Origin of the sequence: Dapis hubbardiae BLCC-M172 (genome assembly GCF_050016015.1) — a bacterium.
In the GTDB taxonomy this organism is placed as follows: Bacteria; Cyanobacteriota; Cyanobacteriia; order Cyanobacteriales; family Microcoleaceae; genus Trichodesmium.
This window is the reverse complement of the sequence record NZ_JBNHEQ010000243.1, coordinates 1-26,423: the sequence shown is the minus strand read 5'-3', so window position 1 is coordinate 26,423 and position 26,423 is coordinate 1. Positions and strand designations below refer to the sequence as shown.

The following is a 26,423-nucleotide window of genomic DNA, read 5'->3' as shown; positions in this document are numbered from 1 at the left end:
GAGAGGATATTTCCGGTGTTAAAGTAATGTCGGAAATAGTATTAACTAAAGTAGGTGGTTGAGGAGAATTATCAATAATTGGGTCTTGACTACCACTATCGGGATTATTTCTAGGGGGGTCTACTGGTACTATTGCTGGAGGTGGTAAAGTATCTACTGCTCCACTAACATCGGGTATTTCTACTGGTGGTGTGGGTGGATTTATTAGTGCTTCTAAAGTCGGCCAAGTAGACAAATCTTCTAAATCAATATTATTAGCTTCAGTCGGGTTTTCTTGAAAGTATTCGTTGAGATTTTCCCAATAATCTTGAACTAAATTCTCTGTATTTATATCTGCAATATCTGGAGGAGCATCAGTTCCTAAAATAGTAGTAATTAATTCTTGTTCTGTGAATAATCCAAAGATGGGATGGTTAACTAAGGAGTCATCTATTGGTATGGGGCAAGCCGGACCAGGACTAATAATTTATTCTAAAATAAAGGTATTACTTCTTGGCTTTTTAGGAGATTTTTTAGGTTGTTTTTGTTTAGTCTTTTTCTTCCAGAAAAAAACCATAAATTGCACCTCTGATTATTGATTTTTTTGATTTTTTTCTAAATTATTTTTCATCCTGTAGGGGCGTTTTCCTGACGGAATGTTCCGCATTCATGTCGGCGACAGCCGAAAATTGCCATTCGCCCCTACCAATTTCGTTCTACGCAACCTACATTTTTAATTGTTCAATAACAGTTAATTATAGATAAGTAATACCTCAACTATAATTCCTTAATTTAATAATTCTGAATTCTAAATTTTAAATTCTAAATTTTACATAAGTAATACCTCAGTAAATATACAGATTGATTCGTGATTTTAACGAAATAAATAAGGTATTAAACATTTATATCCCAGGATTTACTGATAACCTTTAGAGTTAGCAAAGTATTCCCAAAGAGGGCTTATAACTTCAAAGCCCAACTAATAAATAAAGTTACTAATTACTTAATAAATAAACATAACATAGTTCAGAAACAAAATTGTCGATCTTCGACAACTTTGTTGAAGATCGACAACTTTTATTGATTTTTTTTGAACAAATTATTGCTGAAATTCAAAGGTCGCAAAGCATTCCGATGAAATCGGGTTTAACTCAATAAAAAAAATTTGATATTTTGTCGATCTTCGACAAAAACGACAAAAAACTATGCCATAATAAACAAAATAATTTTATCAAAATAATTGGGTCTAAAATCCCGTCTTTTAAGGCGAAATATTTTTGGAACGTTGCTCTAATACCCGTTACAAAAACATAAGTCGCCAATCGGACGGCTCCCCTATCAGTAAGGGCGAATAGCCATTCGCCCCCTACTGATTTCTGACTTCTGACTTCGTTAAATCTGTCTATGAACAACTTCTAAAATCTAGGATAAAAGTGACTAATTAATTGTTCACAAATACACCAGTATATTCACGGTTTTCTAGTCTAAAAAACTTCTTATTAGTAAGTATTTTATAAATTTATGCAACTAAAATCAGAGGTGCATTGGATTCAACATCCAGATGGTTATTGGATATTACGCAATCCTGAATATCCAACTTTTCTACAGGTAGATAATATTGATAAAAATGTCATTTGTCTGTTAGAAAAAAATCCAATCCCTGCCATTGCGAATAAATACGATTTAACTATCCAAGACATTCAACAATTATTGCAAAAATTAGCAGCAACAGGTATGTTGGAGGGTACGGAACCTCCGCCGAAAAAGTTCTCTTTGGCACAAATATTATTTTTCAAAATTCCTCTGTTCAAACCTGACGAATGGTTAACAGAAAATATAGATAAACTTCGTTGGGTTTGGACGGCTAGTTTTGGTTTTTTTCTATGTTTTTTCCTCGGTCAAACAATTTTTTTGTGGTTAGTTTATGCCACAGATATTGTTTCTGCTCATCAACAAGTTTGGGGAGATTCGACTTTAGCTCCAACTAATTTATTAAAGTTAGGTTTTGCCTCAATGTTGGTGATTTTTTTGCATGAATTAGGTCATGCTTTTACTCTGAAAAATTTCGGCGGTATTGTCCCAGAAATTGGTTTATTATTTATGTGTTTCATGCCTGGGATGTACACGAATACTTCAGACCAATATTGTTTAGTAAAACGGAAACAAAGAGTTTTAGTTGTAGCAGCGGGGGTAATAGTTCAAATAATTATTTGGTCGTTGGCAGTTTGGTTATTATTAGCTTCTCCTCCCCAGAGTTTGATGCAGCAAAATAGTTATTTATTGATGAGTGCTGCTTTGTTGACAGTCGCGTTAAATTTGAATCCATTAAATGCTTTTGATGGTTATCATCTGTTAGTAGCAATGACAGGAATTAATAATTTAAGGAAGCGATCTATCTTGTTTTATTTTGATTTATTGCGCCGTCAACCTTCACCTGAGAAAACATCTGACCAAGCTATTTTAGCTATTTATGCTCCTCTTAGTATTATTTATACGGTTTTGATTTTGGGTTATACGTTGTGGTTAGTTGGGAATTTAATTTGGGAATTTTTACCAATACAGGAATTAGGTAATATCACCATATTATCGTAGGGGTTAACGGCCGTTAACCCCTACAAATTGTGTATGATTTAACTTTCTTAAATTCTGACTTTTGCCTTTTTACTTTTTACTTTTAGCTTTTGACTTTATTAGGAGTATCTATAAATGAAAATCAATCAATTTTTACAAGTTGTTGTGGTTAGCTCAATTATGAGTGTAGGATTTTCTTCCAAGTTGCCTGTAGGAGCTTTTGTCACAAATTCTACTCACAATAACAATAGTAATTTAGCTACTAATAGTAATTCTGCTGGAAGTTCTAATTTATCACAATTTTTAGGTGAAACATCTCAGAATTCTCAAACATCTACTATTGATTGTAACTTAGTAGATAAGGTCAAGGATTATGTAGGGACACCTGAACCTACTTTAATTAGTGGGTTATTTTTTGTAGTAGGATTAGGTTTGTGGAGTCGAAGGAAAAAGATAATTAAGTAGTTGTGCTTTTAGGAATTTCCTAGTTGAAACAGGGGTAGTCAGAGCAATAACCTTGGCTCAACCACAAATGTAACTTCTACTACCACAGACAAAAGCCATACTGTAGCTCAAAAAAAGTGCAAAAATATAGACTACCCTAGACAAATATACACAAAATGTCTAGAATATAAAACAATCACTAATTTGCAGAAAGATTAGGAGTTAGTGTAAAAACTGTACAGCCTTGGGATAATTCTGGAAAGTTAAAAGCCAAGCGCACAATATCAAATCACCCCTATTAAAAATTCTTGTCGCAAAAATGTCACAAATAGCCTTTTTTCCCTCTTGTAATAAAAATTACCCCTTCAAAGCCAAGTCATGGTTCAATAATTGATAATTGATAATTGATAATTGATAATTACCTCTCCCTAAAAGGAAGAGGATTGAATAAAAGGAAAATAAATTCATTATTTCTCCTTTAAAGGAGAGGCTTTAAACCTTAATTATTCGGTAAAACTGTAAAAGCAAGACTAGAAAAGGTTTTAAGTAGTGGGGGTGGTGGGACTTGAACCCACACGACTGTTAAGGTCAACGGATTTTAAGTCCGTAGCGTCTACCATTCCGCCACACCCCCTTAAGAGTAATATATTATATTTTTTTGCTCATTCCTTTATTAAAGCACAATGTTTAAAATTTTGGCAAGTATTTTGAAAAAAAAATATTAAGGATTCTCGGTAAACAGATTAATCTTTTTGTAAGGCTCTAGAATCTAGTCATTTGGGGAAAGGAGTCATTTCAGTTATCAGTTATCAGTTTTTAGTTACCATCGTAACAGCGGATATTTGGTTTTTCCTGTCCTTTCCTGTCCTTTCCTGTCCTTTCCTGTCCTTTCCTGTCCTTCGGAATGCTGCCTCTTGCAGAGGAGCTACCCTAACGCAAACTTGAGAACTTGATTGTATGGCCAATATAGGCTTCAGGCTAAATATCTGAAAAAATCTCTTGCCAGGAGAAAATTATAGAATAATCTGGAGATTTACTGGAAAAACAATTAATCTGCCCATAATATATTAGACAGTATACGATTAACTATTGAAATTTCTCAATCTTGATTTATGAATTTAGAGCTATTAACGAACTTAGAACTAGGCACAAATCTAATTATCCTAATCATTTATGCTGCCCTAGCTGGAGCCTATCTCCTAGTAATGCCAGCTATAGTCTATGCTTATCTTAATACCCGTTGGTATGTTGCTAGTTCTATTGAACGAGTTTTGATGTACTTCTTGATGTTCTTATTCTTCCCTGGTATGTTGGTTTTGTCCCCATTTTTAAACTTTCGCCCTAGAAAGCGACAAATTGAAGGTTAATGCGACGAATTGATGCCATTGTAATAAGTATTGGTATTTTTGGTGCTGGTGGTCTCCTCTATTTAGTATTACAAGTAGTAGGGATAGATAGTACCAATGCTGGTATTTGGACACAAGCAATTTTGGTCGGTGGCTTATTTATCTGGCTACTGACCTATTTATTTCGGGTTACCAATAGCGATATGACTTATAACCAACAGTTAAAGGATTATGAGGAAGCTGTGCTGCAAAAGCGTTTGGAAGAAATGACCCCAGAAGAGTTGGCTAAATTGCAGGCTGAAGTTGAACAGGAAAAGCTAGATCAGAGAAAAAAGCAAGAATAACAGGATTTATAACCAAATATTATGGTAGGGGTCAACGGCCGTTAACCCCTACAAAAGATGTATAGTTTTATTGTCCCTACTGGGTAGTTATAATCAATTATTGAAAATAAAAAATGATTTCAGTTTCTCATTGTTTTGAATCTCTACGCAATAATGGTGGTCAGTGTGCTTTGATTCCCTTCATTACAGCAGGCGACCCAGATTTGGAAACTACAGCTAAGGCTTTGGAAGTATTGGATAGTAGTGGGGCAGATTTGATAGAGTTGGGTGTGCCCTATTCTGACCCTCTGGCTGATGGCCCAGTAATTCAGGCTGCTGCTACTCGTTCTTTGAGTCGCGGGACAACTTTGGAGTCGGTGTTGGAGGTAGTACAAACGGTTAGTCCGAGGTTGCGATCGCCAATAATTCTATTTACTTATTACAATCCTATTTTGTACCTAGGGGTAGAGAACTTCCTAAAAAAAATTTATGATGTGGGTGCTAGGGGTTTGGTTGTGCCAGACTTGCCGTTGGAGGAGGCAGATATTTTGTTGAAACCAGCAAAGGAGATTGGGATAGAGTTGACTTTATTGGTAGCTCCTACTAGTCCAAAAGAGAGAATAGAGGCGATCGCTCGTCAGTCTCAAGGATTTATTTATCTTGTGAGTGTGACTGGGGTTACGGGAATGCGCACTCAAGTACAGACGGGGGTGCAAGATTTGTTGGCACAAATGCGGGGGGTGACTGATAAACCTATTGGTGTGGGTTTTGGTATTTCTCAACCGGAACACGCTTTGCAGGTAAAAAAGTGGGGGAGTGATGCGGTTATTGTTGGTAGTGCGGTGGTGAAGCGGTTGGCTGAGGGAACTCCCGATGAGGGTTTGGAGGCGATCGGGCAGTTTTGTCAGAGTTTGAAGGCAGCTATAATTAATAATTAACAATTAATAATTGGCATTGCTGATTTTGGGTATAATTCGTATTTTTTGGTAATTGCTAAACTATTGAATAACAAATATTTGAGATTGTTGAATTTTTATTTTCATACCTTTATTCAGCAATGCTTAATAATTAATAATTACTCCTTGTTGAAAAAATGAGATTAACACATAAAGAAAGTTTTTGATATTATTTTCTTAACGCGGAGGCTTTAAATATGAATTGTTTAATTGTTAATTATTAACTATTGATTATTAATTATTCGGTAATAAATTCTATCTTTTTTCGGCAATTACTTGTAGTTCTCCTCCTTCATTATGTCTGGGAGACAAAAATTCTGCATTCAAAACTAGAAATTTTGCTTCAATAATCTCTTGCAAAATATCATTAGAATAACCAATGTAGCGAGTAGCTATACCATTATAAATAGTACAGCGTGTTTGAGGATCAAAATTATGAAACTTAGTTGTTGTGAGAATGTAATTACACATCGTATTGATTATCAGAATACCACCTGGTCTCAGAATACGATGAGCTGTCTGGAGAAATAGAAGGCGATCGCTACCAATGATACAATGTAAACAACGACCATCTAAAGCAAGATCAAAAGAGGCATCAGGAATTTCAGTTAATTTGAGGACATCACCCTGAATAAAGTTAACATTAACATTAGCCTTCGCTGCATTTTGAATCGCCCAATTAATTGCAGTAGGAGCAATATCAACACCTGTAACATCATATCCTGCTTGTGCAAAATAAATACTGATATTTCCTGCCCCACAACCCAATTCCAGTAATTTCCCCTGTTTGGGAAATGCTGGTTTTTGCATCAATGGTTGCCAACTGAGTTGCCAGTCTTCTTCCAATTCTTCATGTTTCATCCAACCTGCATACTCTGGATTATTTTGTCGCCTTTGGTAAGCACGGTCATGTCCTGGATAGTCAGTTTTCATATAAATATTGAAACTTTTGCCAAAATTATCCAAATCAATAGAGATGTTCAAAAGAACATCTCTACCGTGATATAATTAGTTTGAAGGTTTCTTCCAACCTGATTGATAATATACTGGAGAACCTGTATCTGAAACAAAATGACAAGCTAAGTAAGAATTAATGAAACTCTTCCATATTGGTTCGCTTGACTTACGATAATATTCACCCAGGATAGGTTTAATTGCCTCTGTTGCTGTTTTCAAATGATAATGAGGCATACTCAAAAAGATGTGATGAGCGACGTGAGTACCAATGTCGTGATGAATGGAGTTGATAAAACCATAGTCGCGGTCGATACTTGATAATGCACCTTTGAGAAAATACCAATCATCTCCACGATACCAAGGAATATCCGGTTCTGTGTGGTGTAGGAAGGTGACTAAATCTAGCCACATCACAAATATTACATAAGGAACCAGGTAATATTTTACTAGAAAAACCCAACCAAATTGATAGGTCAGGAAACCAAGAAAACCTACCATTAACATCCAGAGAGCTGAACTGGTTAAAACATCCCATTTTTCATTAGGACGGAATAATGGACTATCGGGCATGAAATGGGAGCCTGCACGATTTGGCGATCGCCTAAATAAATAGAATGGATAGGCTAATAATACTATATAAAAGCGACCTATCTTTTCAGGCCAAGACATATTATTGTAATTACTCTCAGTCACTGGATACCAACTTTCATCAGTGTCAATATTTCCGGTATTGGCGTGGTGAGTTCTGTGGCTGATGCGCCAACCGTGGTATGGTACGAGAATAGGAGTATGAGATAGATGCCCAATTAAATTATTCACCCATTTATATTTGGAGAAGGAACCGTGACCGCAGTCATGTCCAACTACAAATAATGCCCAAAACATAGTTCCTTGCATTAACCAGAAAATGGGGAAAAAGAACCATGAATCTAAATTGTAGGCAATAGCATATAAACCTGCGATAATGCCAATATCTAGAAAGAAATAGCTCAGAGACCTCCAGAGGGAAGGTTCAAAACAGTGGGGAGGAATAGCTGCCTTCACCTCTTGGAGAGTAAAGGGTAACTCTATTTTTGAGGGAGTTGAGTTTTTGTCAGTTGCTTGAGGGAGAACAGTGTTTGATTGCACTAAATTTTTCAGTTTATCTATTATGACCGATATTTCATCTTTACACAAGCTATACCGTTTCACGGAAGTCAAAAGTCAAAAGTCAAAATAATATTCTATCGGCTCAAAACTCTGACGTTAAAGTAATTTCAGCAAATAATTTAACATCTATAAAGTTTGAAATTATTTGTGACATCTTTAAAGTGAATTGGTATTACATGGAGCAGGTTAAGTTCCCATCAATTACTCGTAGCTCTGCTAAATGAATAGAGAGAAGAGGGGTAGAAATTTATGGCACTTTTACTGCATTAGGACAAATTCCATTAGCTCAGAAAAAAGAGCTGGTAGTGGTAAACAAGTAGCGACTTTTGCTATATCCCTCTTAATACAAAGAGAGTTACACCAACTCGAAACACTACTGCTACAAGACTACCAAGTAGCTAGTGGAAGATGAAACAGTATATATCGTAGCATAATCAGGGAGTAGTTAGGCACAAGAATTTTCTTAACTAGGACTTGCTGATTAAATCTCAAACAATTAATAATAAATAATAATAAAGTTTTTAGCCTTTTTGAGTTTGAAAAAAGTGCCTGGTTTTCAGTCTAATACTAATTTGATAAATGTTTCTTACATAAGGTAGCGACGTTGCATGCAACGTCTCTACATAAGAAGGAAAAAGGGTTCATTAATTGATAATTGATAATTGATAATTACCGAAATATTGTGGGTATGCGCCTCCCCTTGGATAGGGGATAATAAATAAAAATTTTCCTGTTCGTCAATCCTATCCGTTTTCAAGGAGAGGTAATTCTAAATTCTAAATTATTGAACTTTGGTTAAAACCTTACAGGAATTGAATATCGGGAAATATCCTAACACTTTTTTTCCCGTATCCAAGCGGAGGCTTTAAACCAGAATTATTTAATAATTAATTATTAATTATTAATTATTGGGTAAAATAAAGATATAACTATCTCAAATAAATTTTATCGACTGTTTTTAACCATAATCCGATCAACATATACCTTTTTGTAGCATTCTTTTTTAAAAATGGTATAAAATGCCTAAAAAGCTAAATTTTTGAGCAGACAACGGCGAAAAAATTACTCCCCTACCCCCCCTACTCCCCTACTCCCCTAACTCCTTAAACACTAACTAGGCCAAGAATAATTTGTAAGCTGGATTTTGGCTTTCGTCCCAATAGGGATAATCTAAGCTCTGGAGAAAAGTTTGCCATTCGGCCATCTCGTAGGGAGGGACTTGTATTCCTACGGCAATACGTCCATAATCTGCCCCATTGTTGCGATAATGAAATAAACTAATATTCCAGTTGGGACTCATGGACGCAACAAATTTCATTAATGCCCCTGGCCGTTCCGGAAACTCGAAACGGTAAAGTAATTCGTGATGGGCGAGGGGAGAACGACCACCTACTAGATGACGCAGGTGTAATTTTGTTAGTTCGTCGTCTGTTAAGTCTATGCTTTTCAAACCTTGAGTTGTAAATGTTTCTAGTATTCTGGCAGCATCAGCGCGGTCTTTTATTTGCACTCCCACAAAAATATGTGCCTCTTTTTCCTCGGCAATACGATAGTTGAATTCAGTAATATTCCGTTTGCCAAGACAGTCGCAAAACCTACGAAGACTACCTGGGGTTTCAGGAATAGTAACGGCAAAGATAGCTTCGCGACGTTCTCCCAGTTCGGCGCGTTCGGCAACAAACCGGAGACGGTCAAAGTTCATATTTGCTCCGCAGGCGACAGCGATGAGGGTTTCTCCTTGAATTTGTTTTTGTTCGACGTAAGCTTTGGCTCCAGCGATCGCTAAGGCACCAGCAGGTTCAACAATGGAACGAGTATCTTCAAAAACGTCTTTGATGGCAGCACAGGTATCATCGGTTTCTACGAGAATAATATCATCTACATATTGCTGACAAAGGCGAAATGTTTCTTCCCCTACTTCTCGTACTGCCACACCATCGGCAAATAATCCCACCTGGGGTAAACGGACTCGATGTCCGACTTTTAAAGATTGTGACATAGCATCAGCATCAACAGGTTCAACACCAATAATTTTGATTTCGGGGCGTAACCGTTTAACATAAGCTGCAATACCAGAAATTAAACCTCCACCACCGATGGCAACAAATATGGCATGGATTGGTTTTTGGTATTGGCGGAGAATTTCCATACCTATTGTACCTTGTCCAGCGATAACGTAGGGGTCGTCAAAGGGGTGAATAAAAGTTAAGCCTTTTTCTTCTTCGAGTTGACGGGCGTATTTATAAGCTTCATCAAAAGTTTCGCCATGCAAAACAACTTCTCCTCCCCTAGCTTTTACAGCATCTACTTTTAGTTGGGGGGTAGTTACTGGCATAATTATTATGGCGTTGGTATTGAGGTGGGTTGCAGCGAGAGCTACTCCTTGAGCATGGTTGCCTGCGGAGGCTGCAATAACTCCACGGGAAAGAATGTTGGGAGGGAGTTGAGCCATTTTGTTGTAAGCTCCACGGAGTTTGAAGGAGAAGACTGACTGCATATCTTCTCGTTTGAGTAGGAGCTTGTTGTTAAGGCGAGTGGAGAGGTTGGCAGCAGTTTCAAGTGGTGATTCTTGAGCTACATCGTAGACGCGGGCGGTAAGAATTTGTACTAAATAATCACAATACATAGGTGTTTTTTTCTTAATAGGGAGTAGGGGGAAATAAGTGCGAGCTTTTCAGCTCATAGAGCTACAAAAAGTTAGTAAGTAGGTACACAAAATTAATTACCAATGGATAATGGATAATTGATAGTTAATCCCCAAAGGTTTAAAGCCTCTCCTTTTAAATAGAAAAAGTGCTAGGACATTTCTCCATATTCAATCCTCTCGGTTTTAACAACCAGGTAATTATCCATTATTCATTATCCATTATCCATTATCAATTAATGAAACATCTATACAAGCTGAATTTTTTGCCTTCTAAAGGTTCTATAGAACTAGAATAGGTCAATAATTTTGTTTAGGTACTATTTTATGTTGGGCTGACTATAGCAGAAAAATCAAGCTTCCTTCTGCTTCCCTACCCCCTACTCCCTAAAAAGACTTTTTTAGCAAACCCTAGACTAGCGAAAATTTTTTGATCTGAAGCACCCAAAATGTATGTCTTTGTAATTTTTGTATTATTTAGTATTATTCTGCTATACGCAATAGTAAAATATATAATTAAATCTTATGTTTGTCGGTACTACTGAAGCTGCTTCTTTATTGAATATTTCTGCTCAAAGAGTTCGAGTTTTGCTTCAGGAAGGTCGGATTCAAGGCGCTCGGAAAATTAATGGTAGAACTTGGGGAATTCCTCTATACAAAGGAAGACCAAGAATCTCTGGTAAAAAACGTGGCCCCAAACCCAATTGGTTGCCTCTGCGCCATTGTGGTAAAAATACCCTTCATTTTAATCGACCTAATATAGAGAAAAATCGGAAGCGGAAAAAAGTCGATCCTCAAGCCAAAGATGAATATGTACTTTCTGCCCAACGTGGCTCTAAGATTTTAAGTAAGGGTCACGAAATGGAGATTCACGGTCCTTGTCGGATTGTTTATCGACCAGATGAGCCTCATAGTTGTGGAGCGACTGTATGGATTGAGACTTTAGCAACAGTAACTGTGTTTAATTTAGATGGTACAGTGGAACGGGTAGATAGTAGATGGGTTTGGGAAGAAGAGGAGATGTGGAAAATTAACAAGAAAAGTATTGAGGAATTAATTAGGATTAGTTGATTAACTATCAAAGCATTTACCGAAAAATTCGGTTTAAAGCCTCAACTTTATATTATAAAAGTTTTTTCCTCCAAGTTCTCAAAGACACTATCTTCACCAGTTGAGATAGGATAACCAAAAAAAACTGCTTTATAAAACCGATATAAAACCTCATATAGCGTGACATTTTAATGTTTACTTCCTGTTTCTACCGGAACTGTCGGCAGCACTCCGTCCACAGGCATTGACGGTCAAGCCGACCGCATCTCTCAAATTAATACTGGCGTTTAAATCCCTATGTATTGACAAGCCAAATTCAGGGCAGTCATAAGTTCTCAGATGCCAGGGCATATCTTGAACATGACCACAATTAGAGCAAGTTTTTGATGATGGGAAAAATCTATCAACTACTACTAGCTCCGAACTGTACCATTGGCACTTATATTCTAGCTGTCTGCGAAACTCATAAAATCCTTGGTTTGCTATTGACTTAGCTAATTTATGGTTAGCTTTTCATGTCGCGCAGCGAAACATTCCGCGAAGATTCAAATCTTCTATGACTACTATGCCGTGGTTTTTGGCTAAGTATGTTATCAATTTATGAAGCGCGTCTTTACGGAGGTTTGCTATCTTTCTATGCAACTTGGCTATCTTGAGTTGTGCTGCCCTCCAGTTAGCAGAACCTACCTCTTTGTGACGATTTAGGTATTGTATTCTAGATAGTTTAGCTGTCATACTTTGATAAGATTTTACACTTTCAAATACTTTACCGTAACTTAAAGAAGAATAAAGTTTTTACTCCTAAATCTACACCAACAATTTCAGTCTTTTTAGGTGTTGGAGTGGAAGTAAATTCATAACTGCAACTGATATACCAATCACCTGCAAGTCTACTAAACTACTCTCTACTACTTACTGCCGAAATTGAATACGATAAACCCGATTATTGACTTCTTCAGTAAATAATAAACTTCCATCTGGCAATACTTGTAAACCCGTCGGACGACCCCAAGTTGTTTCTGCTGAAACATCTAAAAATCCTGTTAAAAAGTCTCGATATTCTCCTGTAGGATTTCCACTTTGATCAAAGGGTACAAATACTAATTTATAACCTGTAGGTTCCTGACGATTCCAACTTCCTCGAAATGCTACAAATGCTCCATTTTGATATTCTTCTGGGAAAGTTTCTTTATCATAAAATTGGAGTCCTAGAGGTGCAGAATGGGATTGAAATAAAACATCAGGAGTTTCAGTTTGAGCTACTAAATTAGGATTTTCTCCAGCTCTTCTAGGGTCTTCCAAATTAGGTGATAAATAAGCATACGGCCAACCATAAAATTCGCCTGCTTCTAATCCTGTTAAATAGTCAGGAACTAAGTTATCTCCTAATCCATCTCGTTCATTGACAGTTGTATAAAGTTGACCTGTAATTGGATTAAAGTCTAAACCGACAGGATTTCTTAAACCTGAAGCAAAAGTTTGTTGATTAGAACCATCGAGATTCATTACTTGAACTGATGCTCTAGGTAATGCTTCGACAGATACATTGGAGAGGGAACCAATAGAAACAAAAAGTTGATTATTGTCAGAAATTGCTAAGTTTCTAGTCCAATGACCTCCTGTTGGTAAATCGGCAATTTTTTCACCAGTGCCATTAATTTGTATATCCCCAATATTGTAGGGAAATCTAACTATTGAGTTTGTGTTTCCAACATAGAAAAAATCTTCAGTAAAAGCCATACCAAAGGGTTGATTTAATCCATTTGTTTCTGAGGCAAAAATCTGAGAAAAATCTGCTGTTCCGTCGCCGTCTGTATCGCGCAATAAACGGATTTGATTTAGTGGTGTTTCTGTTACTAATACATCTCCGGTAGGAGTAACTGCTAACCAACGAGGTCTTTCTAAATCTTCAGCAAAAACATTAACTGTAAATCCATCAGGAACTTGGAAAGTTGGATTATCGGGAACTGGAATAATATCGGCAGGATTAGAAGCACTTTCACTGGCAAAAGGTTGTGGTAATGAATCTAGAGAAATGCGAATATTTTCTGATGATAATGGTTGGGTTTCTATGAAACTACTGTTAAGGTTTTCATTGCCAGATATATCTATAAAAGATAAAGTATTTTGGTCGATTTCTGCTGGTGAAGTAGCTAATAATAAACCGATTATTTCTCCTGAACTGCTAATTCTAATTACAGTATCGTTGCTTCCTGGGGCGGTAGTTTCAAATGTTATATCATTAGTAGTTAAATCTGATGGTAAGTTGAGGCGATCGCCTATTGAAAAATCAGTAATTATGTCTGCTTCTTGGGAAAGGAAAAAGACATCTGCACCGTTGCCTCCAGTCAGAGTATCTATTCCTAAATCTCCATATAAACTATCATCATTTTCTCCACCATTGAGCAAATCATCTTCTTTTCCACCTCTTAATATATCGTTTCCAGCATCACCAAAAATTTCATCATTGCCTAAATTTCCACTGAGAAAATCATCACCATCTCCACCGAAAATAGAGTCGAAATTTTTGCCTCCGAATATTGTGTCATTACCTTGATTTCCAATAATTGTATCGTTGTCTTGATTACCATTAATAATTTCTGCATCTTCAGCTCCAATAATTGAATCATTGCCACTTAAACCAAGTAAACCTCCAGGCAAATTTGTTAGTAATTCAGGAGTTAGCTGAAAATTATCAGAATCTAAAGTTAATTCATAAAATCCGTTAGGAGTAGGACCTGTCATTGTTTTTAGATATATTGAAATTTTTTACTATTTTAATAGTATAGAAGTTAGGAATTAGTGATAGTTGTTGTTTATCAATATTTAATTTTTGACCAGTGAGAATATCTTGCTCTTCTTGTAATTGTAAGTGGGATTTTTAGTATTGAAAGTAGGTTGGGTTGAGGAACGAAACCCAACATAAATAATACCTATTTCATAAAATATTGCTATAGTGGTTTTCTATGCTGCTGCTAATTTAGAGATTAATACTCTAACGACCTTTTTTGAATTTGGTATAAGTTTCAATATTTCTAATTATCGCTGTTTTCTGCTGTTTCAAATTCGACTTTATCGTAAAAATCTGCTAGAAAGTAGGTTGGGTTGAGGAACGAAACCCAACATAAATAAGTTTCAATATTTCTAATTATTGCTGTTTTGTGTTGTTTCAAATTCGACTTTATCGTAAATATCTGCCAGGGTTATTTGAAAATCAATTTAATTGAGACATATAGTTTCTTCGAGTTCGTTATATTCTGAAAAAATCCACTTTTTTTGAGCAGTTTTGTAATATTGTTCGACTTGTATTGTGTATTGATCTATGAGTAGATATTCTTGAAATGTAGGAATAGTTCGATAAGCTGCAAATTTTTCATCTTTGTCATAATTTATAGTAGAATTTGACAAAACTTCGGCGATTATTATGGGGTTAGTAATTGTATCTTTTATTCCTTGTTGTAGTTGTAAATTTCCTGGAGTTACCATAACATCAGGATAAGTATAGATGTGTTTTTTCGGAATCCAAAGTCGTTGGTCGGAAATAAATACTCTATAGGGTTGACGTTTGAGGGAAAAGTTTAAAGCTGCGCTGAAATTAAGGGCAATTTGATTATGATTTGGAGTTCCACCAGTCAAGGGAAAAATTTCACCGTTGATATATTCGTGTCGTTGTTGTGAGTTAGTTTCAAGGTTTAGATATTCTGTGGGAGTGTAGTTTTTTTGTTGTTGAGTTTGCATAATTTTAAGGTGTTATGGAAAAGGCAATTTATGCTGCTTTTGGTAATTAAATGGGGATGAAATAATTGCTTGGGTAGAGGTAATCTTCGTTTGATTCCTCGATGACTCGAATCATTTGATATTTAATGGCGGTAGTGTCGGGAATGACTTGATAAATTTTGCTAATTTCTAATGAGTTTGGATAGTTTTTATTGTTGATGCAGATGACAAATTTAGTTTCTGGGTAAGGGAGTTGCATAATTAGGTTTTTTCCTTTTCTTTTTCTTCTACAAATCCTAAATTAAGAAAATCAATTTTTTCCTTTCTACTTCCTAGCTTTATTCCCCAACGTTCCTCCATGAAATTCAAGAGCTTAAGACCCCTTTCCAATATTTCTTTTGCTGTCCAATCATCCTTTTCACTAACTTCTATTTCTGAATAGGAACCATATTTATATCCAACATTCTCTCCATTAGAACATTTTTCTTCAAAACATCTATTTCCCAGGCTAGAATTTTTTGGATGTGACAAAGCTAACAAATTTCCTAAAGACTGTCTCAATATATTTCTTTGAGCAGTATTATAATTAGAAAATTTTGTAGTCCAACATGGCTTGTGAGTATTTTGTGGATAAATATGTTCTATAGTTTTAAAATCACCATAATCTTCATTATTAAAGTTATCCCAGTTTAATTTATAGCGTTTTGCCTTTGATTTTTCCTTTATAAAAAGCTCATATTCATACAAAAAATACTTGATGCCATGCCACTTATAAAAACCCGATTTTTGAAAATCTCCTTTGATTCTTGATACAATATTATTCTGATTTATTAGTCGAGTCCGAAAAACTTCGATAGACTCAATAATTTGCTTAGGTTTTTTTTCACCTTTACTAAGTTCTCTAGCTAATTTAATCATGTTCATTGGAGCTTCTCCATATACAAATAAAAAAGCATACTCGTGGCGAGTATAACTCAATAATTTGAGAAAACCTATTTTTTCCAGAATTTTCAAAAGTTTAATTCTTTGTTCTACATCCTTTTCTTTTTGAAAAAATACCATGAGTAATGGAGCTTCAGGAAAAAAATCATCATTTCTAGAAAATCTAATTAGTTTATCTATCCAAAGTTTTTCTTCTGTAGTAAAACCACTATCACTAGGATTAATAATTTGATACCATAACTCTACAGAGGACTTAAGACTTTGAACATACTTATATATCTCTTTTGGCGTTAACGTTTCCTGATTATTTATTTTTCCTTTGTTGTTTTTATCGGCTACTATACTCTTTACTGTAAATTTATTTTCTAAAAGGTATGTACTATAGATACCTCTTCTTTTGCCTGAATAAATATGTTTACTAACTGAAAATAAATCAAATAAAAAATCATCATCGTCTAATTCTTCTGATTTGCCAAAGTAAATTGTAAAGTGATTAGATAGAAATATATCATCATCCAAAGGTTTATCTTTGTTCTTTCCCAGATGATGATACATAGTTTTCCAAGTTTCATTAATGCTATTCCTTAGTTTATTTTTTTCATCATCCACAACTTCAAATTTTGTTGAAAGATATATTAATCTATTCTTTAGCAACTCTAAGTATGAAAGAGGCTGACCTCTATTTTTCATAGTTTCAAAAGCAACAAATACATCTATATCACTTGAGATTGTATAAATATTAAACAACAGACTTTGAGTAAGTTTGCGATATATAATTTCCTTAGCTTCTAATTTTAATTTTTTGATATTTTCCGCAAAAAATTCCTTGGCAAATTCGAGATTATGAGTATAGATTGTTTCCTGTAAAGTTTCACTATAATCTGACTGTTCAAGAAATATCCTGGTCTTCAAAAATTCATAACTGGGATTATCTTTCTCGTAACCAAAAATATAAGACCTTGATATACCTTCATCCTTAGAATCATAGATATATTTGCTTTTAATATCACTAGCAGATCGAAAATTAATTTTGTCTTTTTCTTCATCTTTAAGTGATTCTATGATTACTTGAATTAAAATAATTGCAGTTGTCAATTTTTGTTGCCCATCAACAACATAATATGGCTCATAACTCTTATATTTAATAATCCAATCATCATCTTCCCATTTATCATAAATTTTTTCGGGTACTTGTTCGAGAGTTAAAACTCCTAAGTAATGCTTTTTATCCTCTTCAAGTTGGTTTAAATCACCCCAAAAATCCATTAGCTGTTTTTTTGTCCAAGCATAACCTCTTTGATAATCTGGGATTCTATACAATTTTTCTGTAAACAATTTTGATAAAGATTGTAGTGAGTCTTCCATGTTAAATGTCTAGTTGGAAAATGTTACCTGGTAAAAGATGACAAATTTTTTATGATTGCCAGTAAAATTACGGTTTACTACACTTCAGATTTACTTAGCTTAACCATGATTTATACTCGTAGACTTTGAGTATATCAATATTTGTCAAACTTGGAAATATATGATAAAAATCAGAGAAATATTTGTCTTAAAACTCCCAATAAAAAATTCAACTAAAGCAAGCTATACTTTTTATTATCAAACAGATTTTTCCAAATAAATAATCAATTCCGGTGCGTTACGTTTCTCTAATGCACCCTACTAAATTTACATCCCAATTTTTTCCCTAATTTCTCTCAACTTATCCCCAACTTCACCACTGCTTAATAAACTCTCCGCTTTCCCCAAACCTTCATTAATATTAGAACAAATTCCACAACGCCACAAATAAAAACCGCCATTCCAAATAGCTGCTGACATTAACTCACTCGCTTTACCCTGCAAAACTCCCTGCATTTCCTCGACTAACTCCGCAGTTGAACCCAATGCAACTTCCTTCCCGCCACAACTATAGTCACTCGGATGTAACAACAAACGTTCAAAAGTGACATTATCCCCAGATGGTATCGACACCCCAATAATAGAGGTTCGATCGCGTGGCAAGTCGCAACTTCCCTCTAACCCCTTCACCGTTGTATAATTCCTAAAACCCTGTAATTTAAAAGCTTCACGAAACATACCTTCTGTGGGAGGGTGAACATATCCCCCAGCTAAATGAACTTCTCCCACAAACGGTACCCAAATTAATTCCATCGTTGCTAGAGGAGGTCTTTTACCAATATCTCGACGGTATTCTACTAAAGCATCTGCTTGGGGAAAATGTTCTGGTAAATAAACAAACCCTAAACCAGTCCGCTCAAATACCTGTTGCACCTGCATCAACGATAATTTTCCCCATTCAACCCCCAACCCTTGCCAAATCTCAATAAAAGGTATTCCCTCTTTTGTCGGCATCCGCGCTCCACCGTGCATCACAACAAACACTCCCGCTGTTGCCAAAATTAAAGCTGTGAGTGGGGTGACAGGTGCAGTACGCGATCGCCCATCATAAGGACAACCTAAAACTGTTACTATACTCATAGATGGTTGAACTTGGAGTTTTGGCCCCAATTCCTGATAAGCATCTAACATTCCCGCTAACTCCTCACCAGTGGGGCGTTTAATGCGGTGAGCAATAAAGAAAGCACCTATTTGGGCAGGTGTTGCTTCCCCTAATAACATCATCCGCATTGCTGCTGCTGCTTCTTGGCGAGTTAAATTTTTCCCTGTTTGGGTACCACTGCCAATAGTTTTCAGTAATTCTCGAAAGCGATCGCTCATTTGTTTATCTGCTTCATAAAACCGATATAAAATGTCACATTATGACGTTTTACTGTTTACTTCCTGCTTCAACTGAGGCCGTCGGCGGTGACTCATCCACAAGCATTCACGGTCAAGCCGACCGCATCTCTCAAATTGATACTGGCGTTTAAATCTCTATCTATTGACAAGCCACAGTCAGGGCAGTCATAAGTTCTTAGATTTAACGGCATATCTTGAACATGACCGCAGTAGGAGCAAGTTTTTGATGATGGGAAAAATCTATCAATAGCTACCAGCTCAGAACCATACCACTGAGTTTTATATTCTAATTGTCTACGAAATTCATAAAATCCTTGGTCTGCAATTGATTTAGCTAGTTTATGGTTAGCTAACATACCGCTGACATTCAAATCTTCTATGGCAACAACACTGTGGTTTTTAGCTAGATATGTTGTCAATTTATGAAGTTCGTCCTTGCGGATGTTAGCTACTTTGGTGTGTAGCCTAGCTATTTTGAGCTGTGCTTTTTTCCAGTTAGCCGAACCAATAATTTTATTGCGGTTAAGATATTGTAACTTAGAGAGCTTGTTTTCAAACTTCTTGTAAGATTTAGTGCCAACAAAAACTTTCCCATCACTTAAAGTAGCTAAGGTTTTTACACCTAAATCTACACCTATCACATCAGTTTTTTTGGGGGTGTCGTGAGGATGAAATTCATAGCTGCAACTTAAGTACCAATCACCTGAGTGTTTACTAATAGTTATTTTTTGAGTAGTTGCCTCAATCAACTCATAAGTTTCTACAATACCAATAAAAGGTAATTTATGATTCCAACCATTAAGTTCTATTGGTTTTCCACAATTATCTATTGTAAAAGAATCAGACTTACTTTTCTTCTTAAATTTTGGATGTTTACCTAACCCTTGAAAAAACCTCTTAAATGCTTCACCCAAGTTGATGAAAGCGTACTGATAAACTCTAGACGACAAGTTCTTCATCCAAGGATAAAGTGGTTTTGTGTGGTTGGTAAAAACCTCTCTAAGCTTACGGACATTGGGCTTATAACCATCAATATATGCAGCATTCCATAAACTTAAACCCCAGTTGTAACACCAGCGTGAATAGCCAGCGTGTTGAGCCATCAGAGTTTTCTGCTTATTATTAAGTTTCAGCTTTGTTCTAATGGATTTCATATATGGGTGAGTGCAACCTGTCTAAAAGTATGCCTTTTGACGTATTATATCGTTTTTCTTTGATTAAGTCAATGCTCTCCGGTTAATTAGTTGGTAGTTCTAAATATAGTTAAGGATATCAGAGATTATTTTTAACTTTTGACTTTTGACTTTTAACTTTCCTGACTCCTCCAGGAATCAATTCTTTAACTAACTGCCAAAAATATTTTATTGGCGGAATTTCTATCCGATCGCTAGTTGTTACTACTACCACTTCACGACTCCAAACAGAATCTTTTCTTGAAGATACCTTAGAATTGGTCAAAGTCGTATCTATACTTCTAATAGCTAGAGTAGGGTCAAGTCTGGCATCTATTAAAGCTGAATGTGGAAGTAGAGCAATTAAATTTCCTTGTCGTACTACTCCTCGGAAAGCATCCAGGGTATTTAACTCTAATGCAGCATTAAGTTTTGCTCCTAGTCGCTCAAATTGTTCTTTGACTAATCTCTGCATTCCATACCCATCTTTGAAGACAACTTGAGGGTAGTAAATAAGTTCCGCCCAGGGTATTTGTTCGTATTCGGTGAGGGGATGGTTTGCTGCCATTAATACTTCTATAGCTTCGGTGTAGAGAACATCCATTACCATTTCTGGACTGGTGGTGAATAAACGGTTATTCATTACAATGGCGATATCTACTAAACCGTCTTTGAGAACTTTCAGGGTGCGATCGCTTCCTAGGGCAGTTACCCGTAATTTTACTTCTGGATAGTGGCGACAAAATCTTTGCAAAACTGGAGGGAGATAGGCAGCACAGACAGAGTGAATAGCTGCGACACATAACTCTTGCTGTTTTCCGGCGAGCATTTCTGCTATTTCTTGACTAGCATTTTCCCAAGCTTGACAAATTTTCCGAGCATAAGGCCACAAACATTCTCCTACTAGAGTTAGTTTAGCTTGGTTGCTACGGTGGAATAGGGCAGCACCGACTTCTGTTTCTAAGGCTTGTATTTGCCGACTGACTGTTGATTGGGTGACGTTACATTTTCGCGCTGCTTCTTGAAAGCTACCCGTTTCTGCAACCCATAAAAAGGCTTGCAACTGCTCCAGGCGCATATTTGATGATGTTTTTTTTTGTAATGTTTAATAAAGTTTGGCTAGTGGTGTACAAGTAGTGATATTCTTTAAAAAATTAAGTGGGCAAGCAAATACTATTCCTCTAATTAGATATATTTCTTGTAGCAATAGTGCCTGTTGCCTGTTGCCTTCTGGAACTGCCTCCACAATAAATCACTACATATAACAATCCTAAATAGGTTGCGGGTAATTAAAAAGTAAATAAAAAAGTTGAAACTCTCACCTGTTCCCTGTTCCCAGTTAAGTGTTCCCTAAAAAGCAGTAAGATTTTTACCACAAATAAAATAGGATTGCTATATACAGGACTACCTAAAGTTTAAAACTATTTGTGACATCTTTAAAGTGAATTGGTTTAGATGTTTCAGTCTACTACCCAACAAACTTAGAAATTGTAGAAGATCAAAAAGAATCTTCACAATTTTTCTATTCCGACTCCTGACTCCTTTCAATTAATTACATTGAATATAAGGCTTCCATACCCAGCCTACTTGTTGAGGATTAGCCGTAGAACTAACGTAAACCCACTTTGTTTGAGACTGTTGTCCTGCTGGTGGCTGTGTAACTTGTAGTTGAGTACCTTTTTGAAAAACATAGGGCATAGGGTTACTTCGAGCATTAGGAAAATCTTGAACTGAAATATGAGGGGAATCAGGCCAACCTGTAACTTGGCACATTGTTCCTATAGGTATTCCACCTGTCGTACTTCCTGTATTAGGTAGTTGTGAAGCAGAGCGTGTATTACAATTTTGCAGATAGGGAGTATATACCCAACCTTGAGCATTATTAGGCCCAGTTACTTGCGTCCATTCTCCGTCATTAGACCTATTGATGACTGTTACAGGAGTACCATTGTTAAAAAAGGCAATATTTTTACCTTCACCTGGTCGATCTCGGAAATCTACACCTTGACGGTTATCTGCTGGTGAAGACTGAAGCTGACAAACTTGTTGTTGTTGAGCAATTAATATCTCATTTGTGCGGTTAGTTGGTGGAGTCCACTGGTCTGCCTTAGCAATATTTGGCATTTGGCTACCTAATAAAGATAGAGAAGCAATTGTTAATATTCTTAGATAATTTGGCCTTTGGTTGATGTTATTTTGCATAAATATTCTGAGCTATTTTTAATTACAAGTTTACCTACCAACTATATAAATCTAAATTTCGGATATTTTGATTATTCTTAAGACTTTATTTAGATAAAAATACCTTTTTTAAAAAAGCAGTATTATACCAATTTTATCGAATAATTTTACAAATGAGTGACTGAAAATTATTACCCGGTATAGATTTTTCCATAGCAGGGATTTTGCAAATTGGTATTATCTATAATAATCTTGATATTTTAATCCTAAATTATCTTAATTACAAGGGAAGTTTAGTAAGTTTAAAAATATCCTAATTTACCTTTTTACATCTCTAAATATAAGATAAGGAAGATAGGGAAAATAAGAAAAAGCAGGATTTTTGTTTAAGCACAAAATTGGATCAAGTTAGTTGCTCTAAAATAAGATATACACTTTTTGTAGCATTCTTTTTTCAAAATGGTATAATATCAAATCCGCACTTATTGGACATAAAAAAATTATCCAATCGTCATAACTACGCTCATCTTTGTAATTCTCTTTCCTCCTGACTCCTGACTCCTGACTCAATTACCGAAATAATTAATAATTAAGCAATTAAATAATTAGATAATTCAGGTTTAAAGCCTCCCCTTGGATAGGGGAAAAAAATAAATCTTTTCCTTATTGGTCAATCCTCTCCCTAAAAGGGAGAGGTAATTATCAATTATCAATTATCCATTATCCATTAATGAAGACTTAACCAATCTATAGCTGTTTAACAGGATTTGATATAAACTGGATTTTTACTAAAAAAACCCAGTTTAAAATATAAACTTGCTTTCCAAAAAAAGCAAAAAAATTATCCCTGACTACAAAACTTCTCTACACAACGGACAAACATTTCTACTCCCATTCCCAAAGCTGTTTCATCAAAATCAAATCGGGGATGATGATGAGGATAAGCTAAACCTTTTTCAGAATTTGCTGAACCTAAAAAGAAATAACAACCAGGTACTTCTCGTAGAAAAAATGACATATCTTCACCTCCCATAGTTTGACATTCTGGTACAACACCAGCAGGAGTTTCTACTATTGATTCAGCAACACTTTTAACTAAATCTGCAACCTTTGAATCATTAATTAATGGAGGATAAAGAGGATTATAATTAAACTCATAACTTGCTCCATAACTTGCGCAAATTCCAGCAATTATTTCCTCAATTCGTTTACTAAAATAATTTTCATAATCCAAACTAAAATAGCGCACTGTACCACTCATTCTAGCAGTATCGGCAATAACATTAAATGCTCTACCTGCACTCAACTGCCCCACAGTTACAACTGCTGAATCTATAGGATTAATATTCCGAGATACTATTGTTTGTAAAGCATTAACAATTTGTGCTGCAACTACAATAGAATCTACAGTTTGATGTGGCATTCCTCCATGCCCACCTTTGCCTAAAATTGTGCAATGAAATCTTTCGGTAGCTGCCATTAAAGCACCACTACGGACTCCCAATGTGCCAACCGGGAGATTATTCCACAAGTGCAAACCAATGATAGTATCTACATCAGGATTTTTCAGAACTCCTGCTTCAATCATTGGTTGAGCGCCTCCAGGCCCTTCTTCGGCAGGTTGGAAGATGATTTTGACTATACCACTAAAATCTTGACGATGAGTAGCGAGATAGTTGGCAGTACCAAGAGCGATCGCTGTATGTCCATCATGGCCACAGGCGTGCATAATACCATCATGTATGGATCTATATGGCACGTCGTTTAATTCTTGCACTGGTAGTGCATCTAGATCTGCTCTAATAGCAAGTACAGGACCGGGTTTACCGCTGTTAATAGTTGCGACTATACCTGTCTTCGCAATTCCTGTTTGATGTTCGATACCCCACTCTTGCAATTTCTCGGAGACCAACTTTCCTGTCAGGTGTTCTTTGAAACCTAATTCTGGTCTCTGATGCAGATATCGTCGCCACTCAACTAATAAAGGTTGTAGTTTTCTAATATCTGGGCGTAGTTGAGATTCGATCACAGAATTTGAGCTGGGAATAGTTGAAACCATATTTTTAATCATTAAGAATTGAACTTTTGACTTCTGATAAAAATCACCAAAAGTAATACTACACTTAGGTGATACTTCAATTACCAAGTAATTAACATGAGCTAAATAACGTTTTTAATAATTATTAGCCAGTAGTGTGTTAATTATTTATGTTTTTACTTCTCCCCCACTCCTCCGCTCCCTCACTCCCCTACTTAAGAGAAGGGCAGAAATTTTTCTAAATCTAAGTTAGAAGCTACTTTGGCTAATTTACCCAAGTCAGTAATATCTGCTAAATGTGGTATAATTCCACAAACTTGTACTTGAGTTAACGATTCAATCAAGTCAACTGGAGTCCAGTCAGCAATTTCTTGTTCCGAGCAAGGTTTCACACAGTTTAGAATAATTCCTAAAAGATTAACCTTCATTTGACGAGCTAGCGCCACATTTGCTACAGTTTGAGCGATGGCGCCTAATTTTACTGGTACAACCAAAACTGTAGGTAAATGCCAATCCCTAGCTATATCTGCTACTGTGAGTTCATGAGTTACAGGGGAACCCAGTCCTCCTAAACCTTCGATTAATACAAAATCTTTTTGTTGTCGCAAGGTTGTAAAGGTTGACCAAACCCGATCTAATTCTACCAGACGACCTTCCCGTTCTGAAGCTACCGGAGGAGCAACGGGTGTTTTGTACCATAAAGGATTGATTTTGTCAAGGGATTGGTCAAGGGAAAATAGTTTAGTGTAGAGTTCGCGATCGCCAATGCCAGTTTGAATAGGTTTAAATAAACCTAATTTAATGTCTTTGTAGTAAGTTTGCCAGTAGGAAGCAAGAGCAATCGTTAATATTGTTTTGCCCGCGTCAGTATCAGTTGCCGTAATTAAGAGTTCTTTCAAGATGTCTATCCTAGAGTTTTATTTATGATTATTTGATTGTAATACTGCATCTTAAGGCACTTACTATTTTTTTGTAAAGAGTTTCAGCAGCTTTACTCCTAATTTTAGTTCTAATTTTCTCGTTGCTGATTTATGAACCCAAAAGTTTTGCTCTACTATTGTTTCAGGTGAAAATAAACTTCTACTCTGAGGTAACTATCAATGACCACTCCAAGCTCTCCTCCTGTAATCCCCGGATATAAAATTAGCTCTCAAGTGTATGTAGACTCCAGAACTAGAGTATATCGAGCTATCCGAGAGCAAGAATCACTTGCAGTAGTTATGAAAATGCTGACATCTGAATATCCCAGCTTTAACGAATTACTGCAATTTCGCAACCAATATAACATTAGCAAAAATCTCAATATTTCCGGTATTATTCGTCCTTTATCATTAGAATCTTATGGTAATGGTTATATTTTAGTGATGGAAGATAACGGGGAAATTTCTTTACAAGAATATCTTAAAACCACGATCCTCTCAATTGTCGAATTTTTGGAGATTGCTATTCAATTAAGCAACATTCTCCGTGAATTACACCAAAGCCGTGTAATTCACAAAGACATCAAACCCGCAAATATCCTGATTCATCCCCAAACTAAACAAGTTAAACTGATCGATTTTAGTATTGCCTCTCTGTTGCCTAAAGAAACCCAAGAAATTAAAAGTCCTAATATTTTAGAAGGAACCCTCGCTTATATTTCCCCCGAACAAACAGGCAGGATGAACCGAGGGATAGACTACCGCAGCGATTTTTATTCTCTCGGTGTGACATTTTATGAATTATTAACAGGAGAATTACCATTTACATCTGACGATCCCATGGAATTGGTCCATTGTCATATTGCTCAAATGCCTATGTCATTATCGACAAGGGTTAGGACAACAGAGAACAGGAGAGAAATTCCAAAAGTAATTTCAGATATTGTGATGAAGTTGATAGCAAAAAACGCCGAAGACAGATATCAGAGTGCTTTGGAATTGAAATATGACTTAGAGAATTGTTTAGAGCAACTCAAAAAAACTGGCAAAATTATAGATTTTGAAATTGCTCAGAAAGATGTGAGCGATCGCTTCCTCATCCCGGAAAAACTCTACGGACGAGAATCAGAAATTGCCACCTTGCTAGCAGCTTTTGAACGCATCGCCAAAGGCACATCAGAAATGATGCTAGTAGCAGGATTTTCCGGAATAGGGAAAACGGCAGTAGTCAATGAAGTCCACAAACCAATCACACGTCAGCAAGGATATTTCATCAAAGGTAAATTTGA

Annotated in this window: 26 protein-coding genes and 1 tRNA gene; 8 read left to right on the top strand and 19 right to left on the bottom strand. The window is 36.0% G+C overall.

The genetic code is table 11. The features are described from left to right. A partial coding sequence (locus ACP6PK_RS22345) for a hypothetical protein (protein WP_426562783.1) occupies positions 1-235 on the bottom strand: 235 nt, incomplete at its 3' end. Positions 236-1,500: 1,265 nt separating this feature from the next. Here ACP6PK_RS22345 and ACP6PK_RS22340 point away from each other — a divergent pair. Continuing rightward, positions 1,501-2,571 (top strand): M50 family metallopeptidase, encoded by a 1,071-nt coding sequence (locus ACP6PK_RS22340; RefSeq protein WP_426562781.1) that lies wholly within the window; start codon positions 1,501-1,503, stop codon positions 2,569-2,571. 114 nt (positions 2,572-2,685) lie between these two features. Further along, the gene (locus ACP6PK_RS22335; protein WP_426562779.1) at positions 2,686-3,015 is read left to right on the top strand and encodes a PEP-CTERM sorting domain-containing protein; all 330 of its coding nucleotides are present in this window, start codon (positions 2,686-2,688) and stop codon (positions 3,013-3,015) included. 336 nt (positions 3,016-3,351) lie between these two features. Here the strand turns inward: ACP6PK_RS22335 and ACP6PK_RS22330 are convergent, their stop codons facing one another. Together ACP6PK_RS22330 and ACP6PK_RS22325 are read right to left on the bottom strand one after the other, a co-directional pair. After that, positions 3,352-3,462 carry a DUF4896 domain-containing protein gene (locus tag ACP6PK_RS22330; protein WP_426562777.1) on the bottom strand — a complete coding sequence of 37 codons (111 nt, stop codon included), beginning with the start codon at positions 3,460-3,462 and terminating at the stop codon, positions 3,352-3,354. Positions 3,463-3,544: 82 nt separating this feature from the next. Further along, positions 3,545-3,628: transfer RNA gene (locus ACP6PK_RS22325), tRNA-Leu, on the bottom strand. A 478-nt stretch (positions 3,629-4,106) separates the two neighbouring features. Between ACP6PK_RS22325 and ndhL the strand changes: the two genes are divergently transcribed. The 3 genes from ndhL (at position 4,107) to trpA (ending at position 5,601) form a co-directional block, all read left to right on the top strand. Beyond that, complete coding sequence (gene ndhL / locus ACP6PK_RS22320) at positions 4,107-4,361, top strand: NAD(P)H-quinone oxidoreductase subunit L (RefSeq protein ID WP_094672285.1); 255 nt, start codon at positions 4,107-4,109, stop codon at positions 4,359-4,361. Further along, positions 4,361-4,684 carry a DUF3007 family protein gene (locus ACP6PK_RS22315; RefSeq protein WP_426562775.1) on the top strand — a complete coding sequence of 108 codons (324 nt, stop codon included), beginning with the start codon at positions 4,361-4,363 and terminating at the stop codon, positions 4,682-4,684. The genes ndhL and ACP6PK_RS22315 overlap by 1 nt, the downstream gene beginning before the upstream one ends. 113 nt (positions 4,685-4,797) lie before the next feature. After that, positions 4,798-5,601 (top strand): tryptophan synthase subunit alpha, encoded by an 804-nt coding sequence (gene trpA, locus ACP6PK_RS22310; RefSeq protein WP_426562773.1) that lies wholly within the window; start codon positions 4,798-4,800, stop codon positions 5,599-5,601. A gap of 273 nt (positions 5,602-5,874) precedes the next feature. Here trpA and ACP6PK_RS22305 read toward each other — a convergent pair whose 3' ends face one another. Beyond that, positions 5,875-6,603, bottom strand: coding sequence for a class I SAM-dependent methyltransferase (locus ACP6PK_RS22305; protein ID WP_426562771.1), 729 nt, complete (start codon positions 6,601-6,603; stop codon positions 5,875-5,877). Positions 6,604-6,627: 24 nt separating this feature from the next. Beyond that, positions 6,628-7,704, bottom strand: a complete 1,077-nt coding sequence (locus ACP6PK_RS22300; RefSeq protein ID WP_426562769.1) for a DUF3474 domain-containing protein — start codon at positions 7,702-7,704, stop codon at positions 6,628-6,630. Positions 7,705-7,945: 241 nt separating this feature from the next. Between ACP6PK_RS22300 and ACP6PK_RS22295 the strand changes: the two genes are divergently transcribed. Further along, positions 7,946-8,137, top strand: coding sequence for a hypothetical protein (locus tag ACP6PK_RS22295; protein ID WP_094672877.1), 192 nt, complete (start codon positions 7,946-7,948; stop codon positions 8,135-8,137). 702 nt (positions 8,138-8,839) lie between these two features. On the opposite strand, the gene ilvA is transcribed toward ACP6PK_RS22295, so the two are convergent. Beyond that, positions 8,840-10,351 carry a threonine ammonia-lyase, biosynthetic gene (gene ilvA, locus ACP6PK_RS22290; RefSeq protein WP_426562767.1) on the bottom strand — a complete coding sequence of 504 codons (1,512 nt, stop codon included), beginning with the start codon at positions 10,349-10,351 and terminating at the stop codon, positions 8,840-8,842. Positions 10,352-10,894: 543 nt separating this feature from the next. Here ilvA and ACP6PK_RS22285 point away from each other — a divergent pair. Continuing rightward, entirely contained in the window at positions 10,895-11,440 is a 546-nt protein-coding gene (locus ACP6PK_RS22285; protein WP_426562765.1) for a DNA-binding protein, read from the top strand. 174 nt (positions 11,441-11,614) lie between these two features. On the opposite strand, the gene ACP6PK_RS22280 is transcribed toward ACP6PK_RS22285, so the two are convergent. The 13 genes from ACP6PK_RS22280 to bioD form a co-directional block, all read right to left on the bottom strand. Further along, entirely contained in the window at positions 11,615-11,905 is a 291-nt protein-coding gene (locus ACP6PK_RS22280) for a zinc ribbon domain-containing protein (protein ID WP_426562857.1), read from the bottom strand. Between the two features lie 27 nt (positions 11,906-11,932). Next, positions 11,933-12,154 (bottom strand): transposase, encoded by a 222-nt coding sequence (locus ACP6PK_RS22275; protein WP_426562763.1) that lies wholly within the window; start codon positions 12,152-12,154, stop codon positions 11,933-11,935. A 177-nt stretch (positions 12,155-12,331) separates the two neighbouring features. Then, the gene (locus ACP6PK_RS22270; RefSeq protein WP_426562761.1) at positions 12,332-14,164 is read right to left on the bottom strand and encodes a PQQ-dependent sugar dehydrogenase; all 1,833 of its coding nucleotides are present in this window, start codon (positions 14,162-14,164) and stop codon (positions 12,332-12,334) included. A gap of 290 nt (positions 14,165-14,454) precedes the next feature. Next, positions 14,455-14,592: a hypothetical protein gene (locus tag ACP6PK_RS22265; RefSeq protein WP_426562759.1), complete on the bottom strand. Its 138-nt coding sequence runs from the start codon at positions 14,590-14,592 to the stop codon at positions 14,455-14,457. A gap of 46 nt (positions 14,593-14,638) precedes the next feature. Continuing rightward, positions 14,639-15,157 (bottom strand): Uma2 family endonuclease, encoded by a 519-nt coding sequence (locus ACP6PK_RS22260; protein WP_426562757.1) that lies wholly within the window; start codon positions 15,155-15,157, stop codon positions 14,639-14,641. A 46-nt stretch (positions 15,158-15,203) separates the two neighbouring features. Then, positions 15,204-15,395: a hypothetical protein gene (locus ACP6PK_RS22255; protein WP_426562755.1), complete on the bottom strand. Its 192-nt coding sequence runs from the start codon at positions 15,393-15,395 to the stop codon at positions 15,204-15,206. 2 nt (positions 15,396-15,397) lie between these two features. After that, positions 15,398-17,443, bottom strand: coding sequence for a DUF262 domain-containing protein (locus ACP6PK_RS22250; RefSeq protein WP_426562753.1), 2,046 nt, complete (start codon positions 17,441-17,443; stop codon positions 15,398-15,400). Positions 17,444-17,749: 306 nt separating this feature from the next. Then, entirely contained in the window at positions 17,750-18,802 is a 1,053-nt protein-coding gene (locus tag ACP6PK_RS22245) for an anthranilate phosphoribosyltransferase family protein (RefSeq protein WP_426562751.1), read from the bottom strand. Positions 18,803-18,894: 92 nt separating this feature from the next. Beyond that, on the bottom strand, positions 18,895-19,977 hold the full coding sequence (locus tag ACP6PK_RS22240) for an RNA-guided endonuclease InsQ/TnpB family protein (RefSeq protein ID WP_426562749.1): 1,083 nt from the start codon (positions 19,975-19,977) through the stop codon (positions 18,895-18,897). 118 nt (positions 19,978-20,095) lie between these two features. Then, the gene (locus ACP6PK_RS22235; RefSeq protein ID WP_426562747.1) at positions 20,096-21,073 is read right to left on the bottom strand and encodes a LysR family transcriptional regulator; all 978 of its coding nucleotides are present in this window, start codon (positions 21,071-21,073) and stop codon (positions 20,096-20,098) included. Between the two features lie 470 nt (positions 21,074-21,543). After that, positions 21,544-22,197, bottom strand: a complete 654-nt coding sequence (locus ACP6PK_RS22230) for an SH3 domain-containing protein (RefSeq protein WP_426562745.1) — start codon at positions 22,195-22,197, stop codon at positions 21,544-21,546. 820 nt (positions 22,198-23,017) lie between these two features. Then, entirely contained in the window at positions 23,018-24,235 is a 1,218-nt protein-coding gene (locus tag ACP6PK_RS22225; RefSeq protein ID WP_094675813.1) for a M20 family metallopeptidase, read from the bottom strand. 194 nt (positions 24,236-24,429) lie between these two features. Continuing rightward, positions 24,430-25,113, bottom strand: coding sequence for a dethiobiotin synthase (bioD, locus tag ACP6PK_RS22220; protein ID WP_094675811.1), 684 nt, complete (start codon positions 25,111-25,113; stop codon positions 24,430-24,432). Positions 25,114-25,314: 201 nt separating this feature from the next. Here bioD and ACP6PK_RS22215 point away from each other — a divergent pair. Further along, positions 25,315-26,423: protein kinase domain-containing protein (locus ACP6PK_RS22215; protein ID WP_426562742.1), on the top strand; the 1,109-nt coding region annotated here is incomplete at its 3' end.

Coding starts and splice junctions, on each gene's coding strand:
- ACP6PK_RS22340 (WP_426562781.1), top strand. CDS start 1,501: ATGCAACTAAAATCAGAGGTGCATTGGATTCAACATCCAGATGGTTAT.
- ACP6PK_RS22335 (WP_426562779.1), top strand. CDS start 2,686: ATGAAAATCAATCAATTTTTACAAGTTGTTGTGGTTAGCTCAATTATG.
- ACP6PK_RS22330 (WP_426562777.1), bottom strand. CDS start 3,462: ATGAATTTATTTTCCTTTTATTCAATCCTCTTCCTTTTAGGGAGAGGT.
- ndhL (WP_094672285.1), top strand. CDS start 4,107: ATGAATTTAGAGCTATTAACGAACTTAGAACTAGGCACAAATCTAATT.
- ACP6PK_RS22315 (WP_426562775.1), top strand. CDS start 4,361: ATGCGACGAATTGATGCCATTGTAATAAGTATTGGTATTTTTGGTGCT.
- trpA (WP_426562773.1), top strand. CDS start 4,798: ATGATTTCAGTTTCTCATTGTTTTGAATCTCTACGCAATAATGGTGGT.
- ACP6PK_RS22295 (WP_094672877.1), top strand. CDS start 7,946: ATGAATAGAGAGAAGAGGGGTAGAAATTTATGGCACTTTTACTGCATT.
- ilvA (WP_426562767.1), bottom strand. CDS start 10,351: ATGTATTGTGATTATTTAGTACAAATTCTTACCGCCCGCGTCTACGAT.
- ACP6PK_RS22285 (WP_426562765.1), top strand. CDS start 10,895: ATGTTTGTCGGTACTACTGAAGCTGCTTCTTTATTGAATATTTCTGCT.
- ACP6PK_RS22275 (WP_426562763.1), bottom strand. CDS start 12,154: ATGACAGCTAAACTATCTAGAATACAATACCTAAATCGTCACAAAGAG.
- ACP6PK_RS22270 (WP_426562761.1), bottom strand. CDS start 14,164: ATGACAGGTCCTACTCCTAACGGATTTTATGAATTAACTTTAGATTCT.
- ACP6PK_RS22260 (WP_426562757.1), bottom strand. CDS start 15,157: ATGCAAACTCAACAACAAAAAAACTACACTCCCACAGAATATCTAAAC.
- ACP6PK_RS22255 (WP_426562755.1), bottom strand. CDS start 15,395: ATGCAACTCCCTTACCCAGAAACTAAATTTGTCATCTGCATCAACAAT.
- ACP6PK_RS22250 (WP_426562753.1), bottom strand. CDS start 17,443: ATGGAAGACTCACTACAATCTTTATCAAAATTGTTTACAGAAAAATTG.
- ACP6PK_RS22245 (WP_426562751.1), bottom strand. CDS start 18,802: ATGAGCGATCGCTTTCGAGAATTACTGAAAACTATTGGCAGTGGTACC.
- ACP6PK_RS22240 (WP_426562749.1), bottom strand. CDS start 19,977: ATGAAATCCATTAGAACAAAGCTGAAACTTAATAATAAGCAGAAAACT.
- ACP6PK_RS22235 (WP_426562747.1), bottom strand. CDS start 21,073: ATGCGCCTGGAGCAGTTGCAAGCCTTTTTATGGGTTGCAGAAACGGGT.
- ACP6PK_RS22230 (WP_426562745.1), bottom strand. CDS start 22,197: ATGCAAAATAACATCAACCAAAGGCCAAATTATCTAAGAATATTAACA.
- ACP6PK_RS22225 (WP_094675813.1), bottom strand. CDS start 24,235: ATGGTTTCAACTATTCCCAGCTCAAATTCTGTGATCGAATCTCAACTA.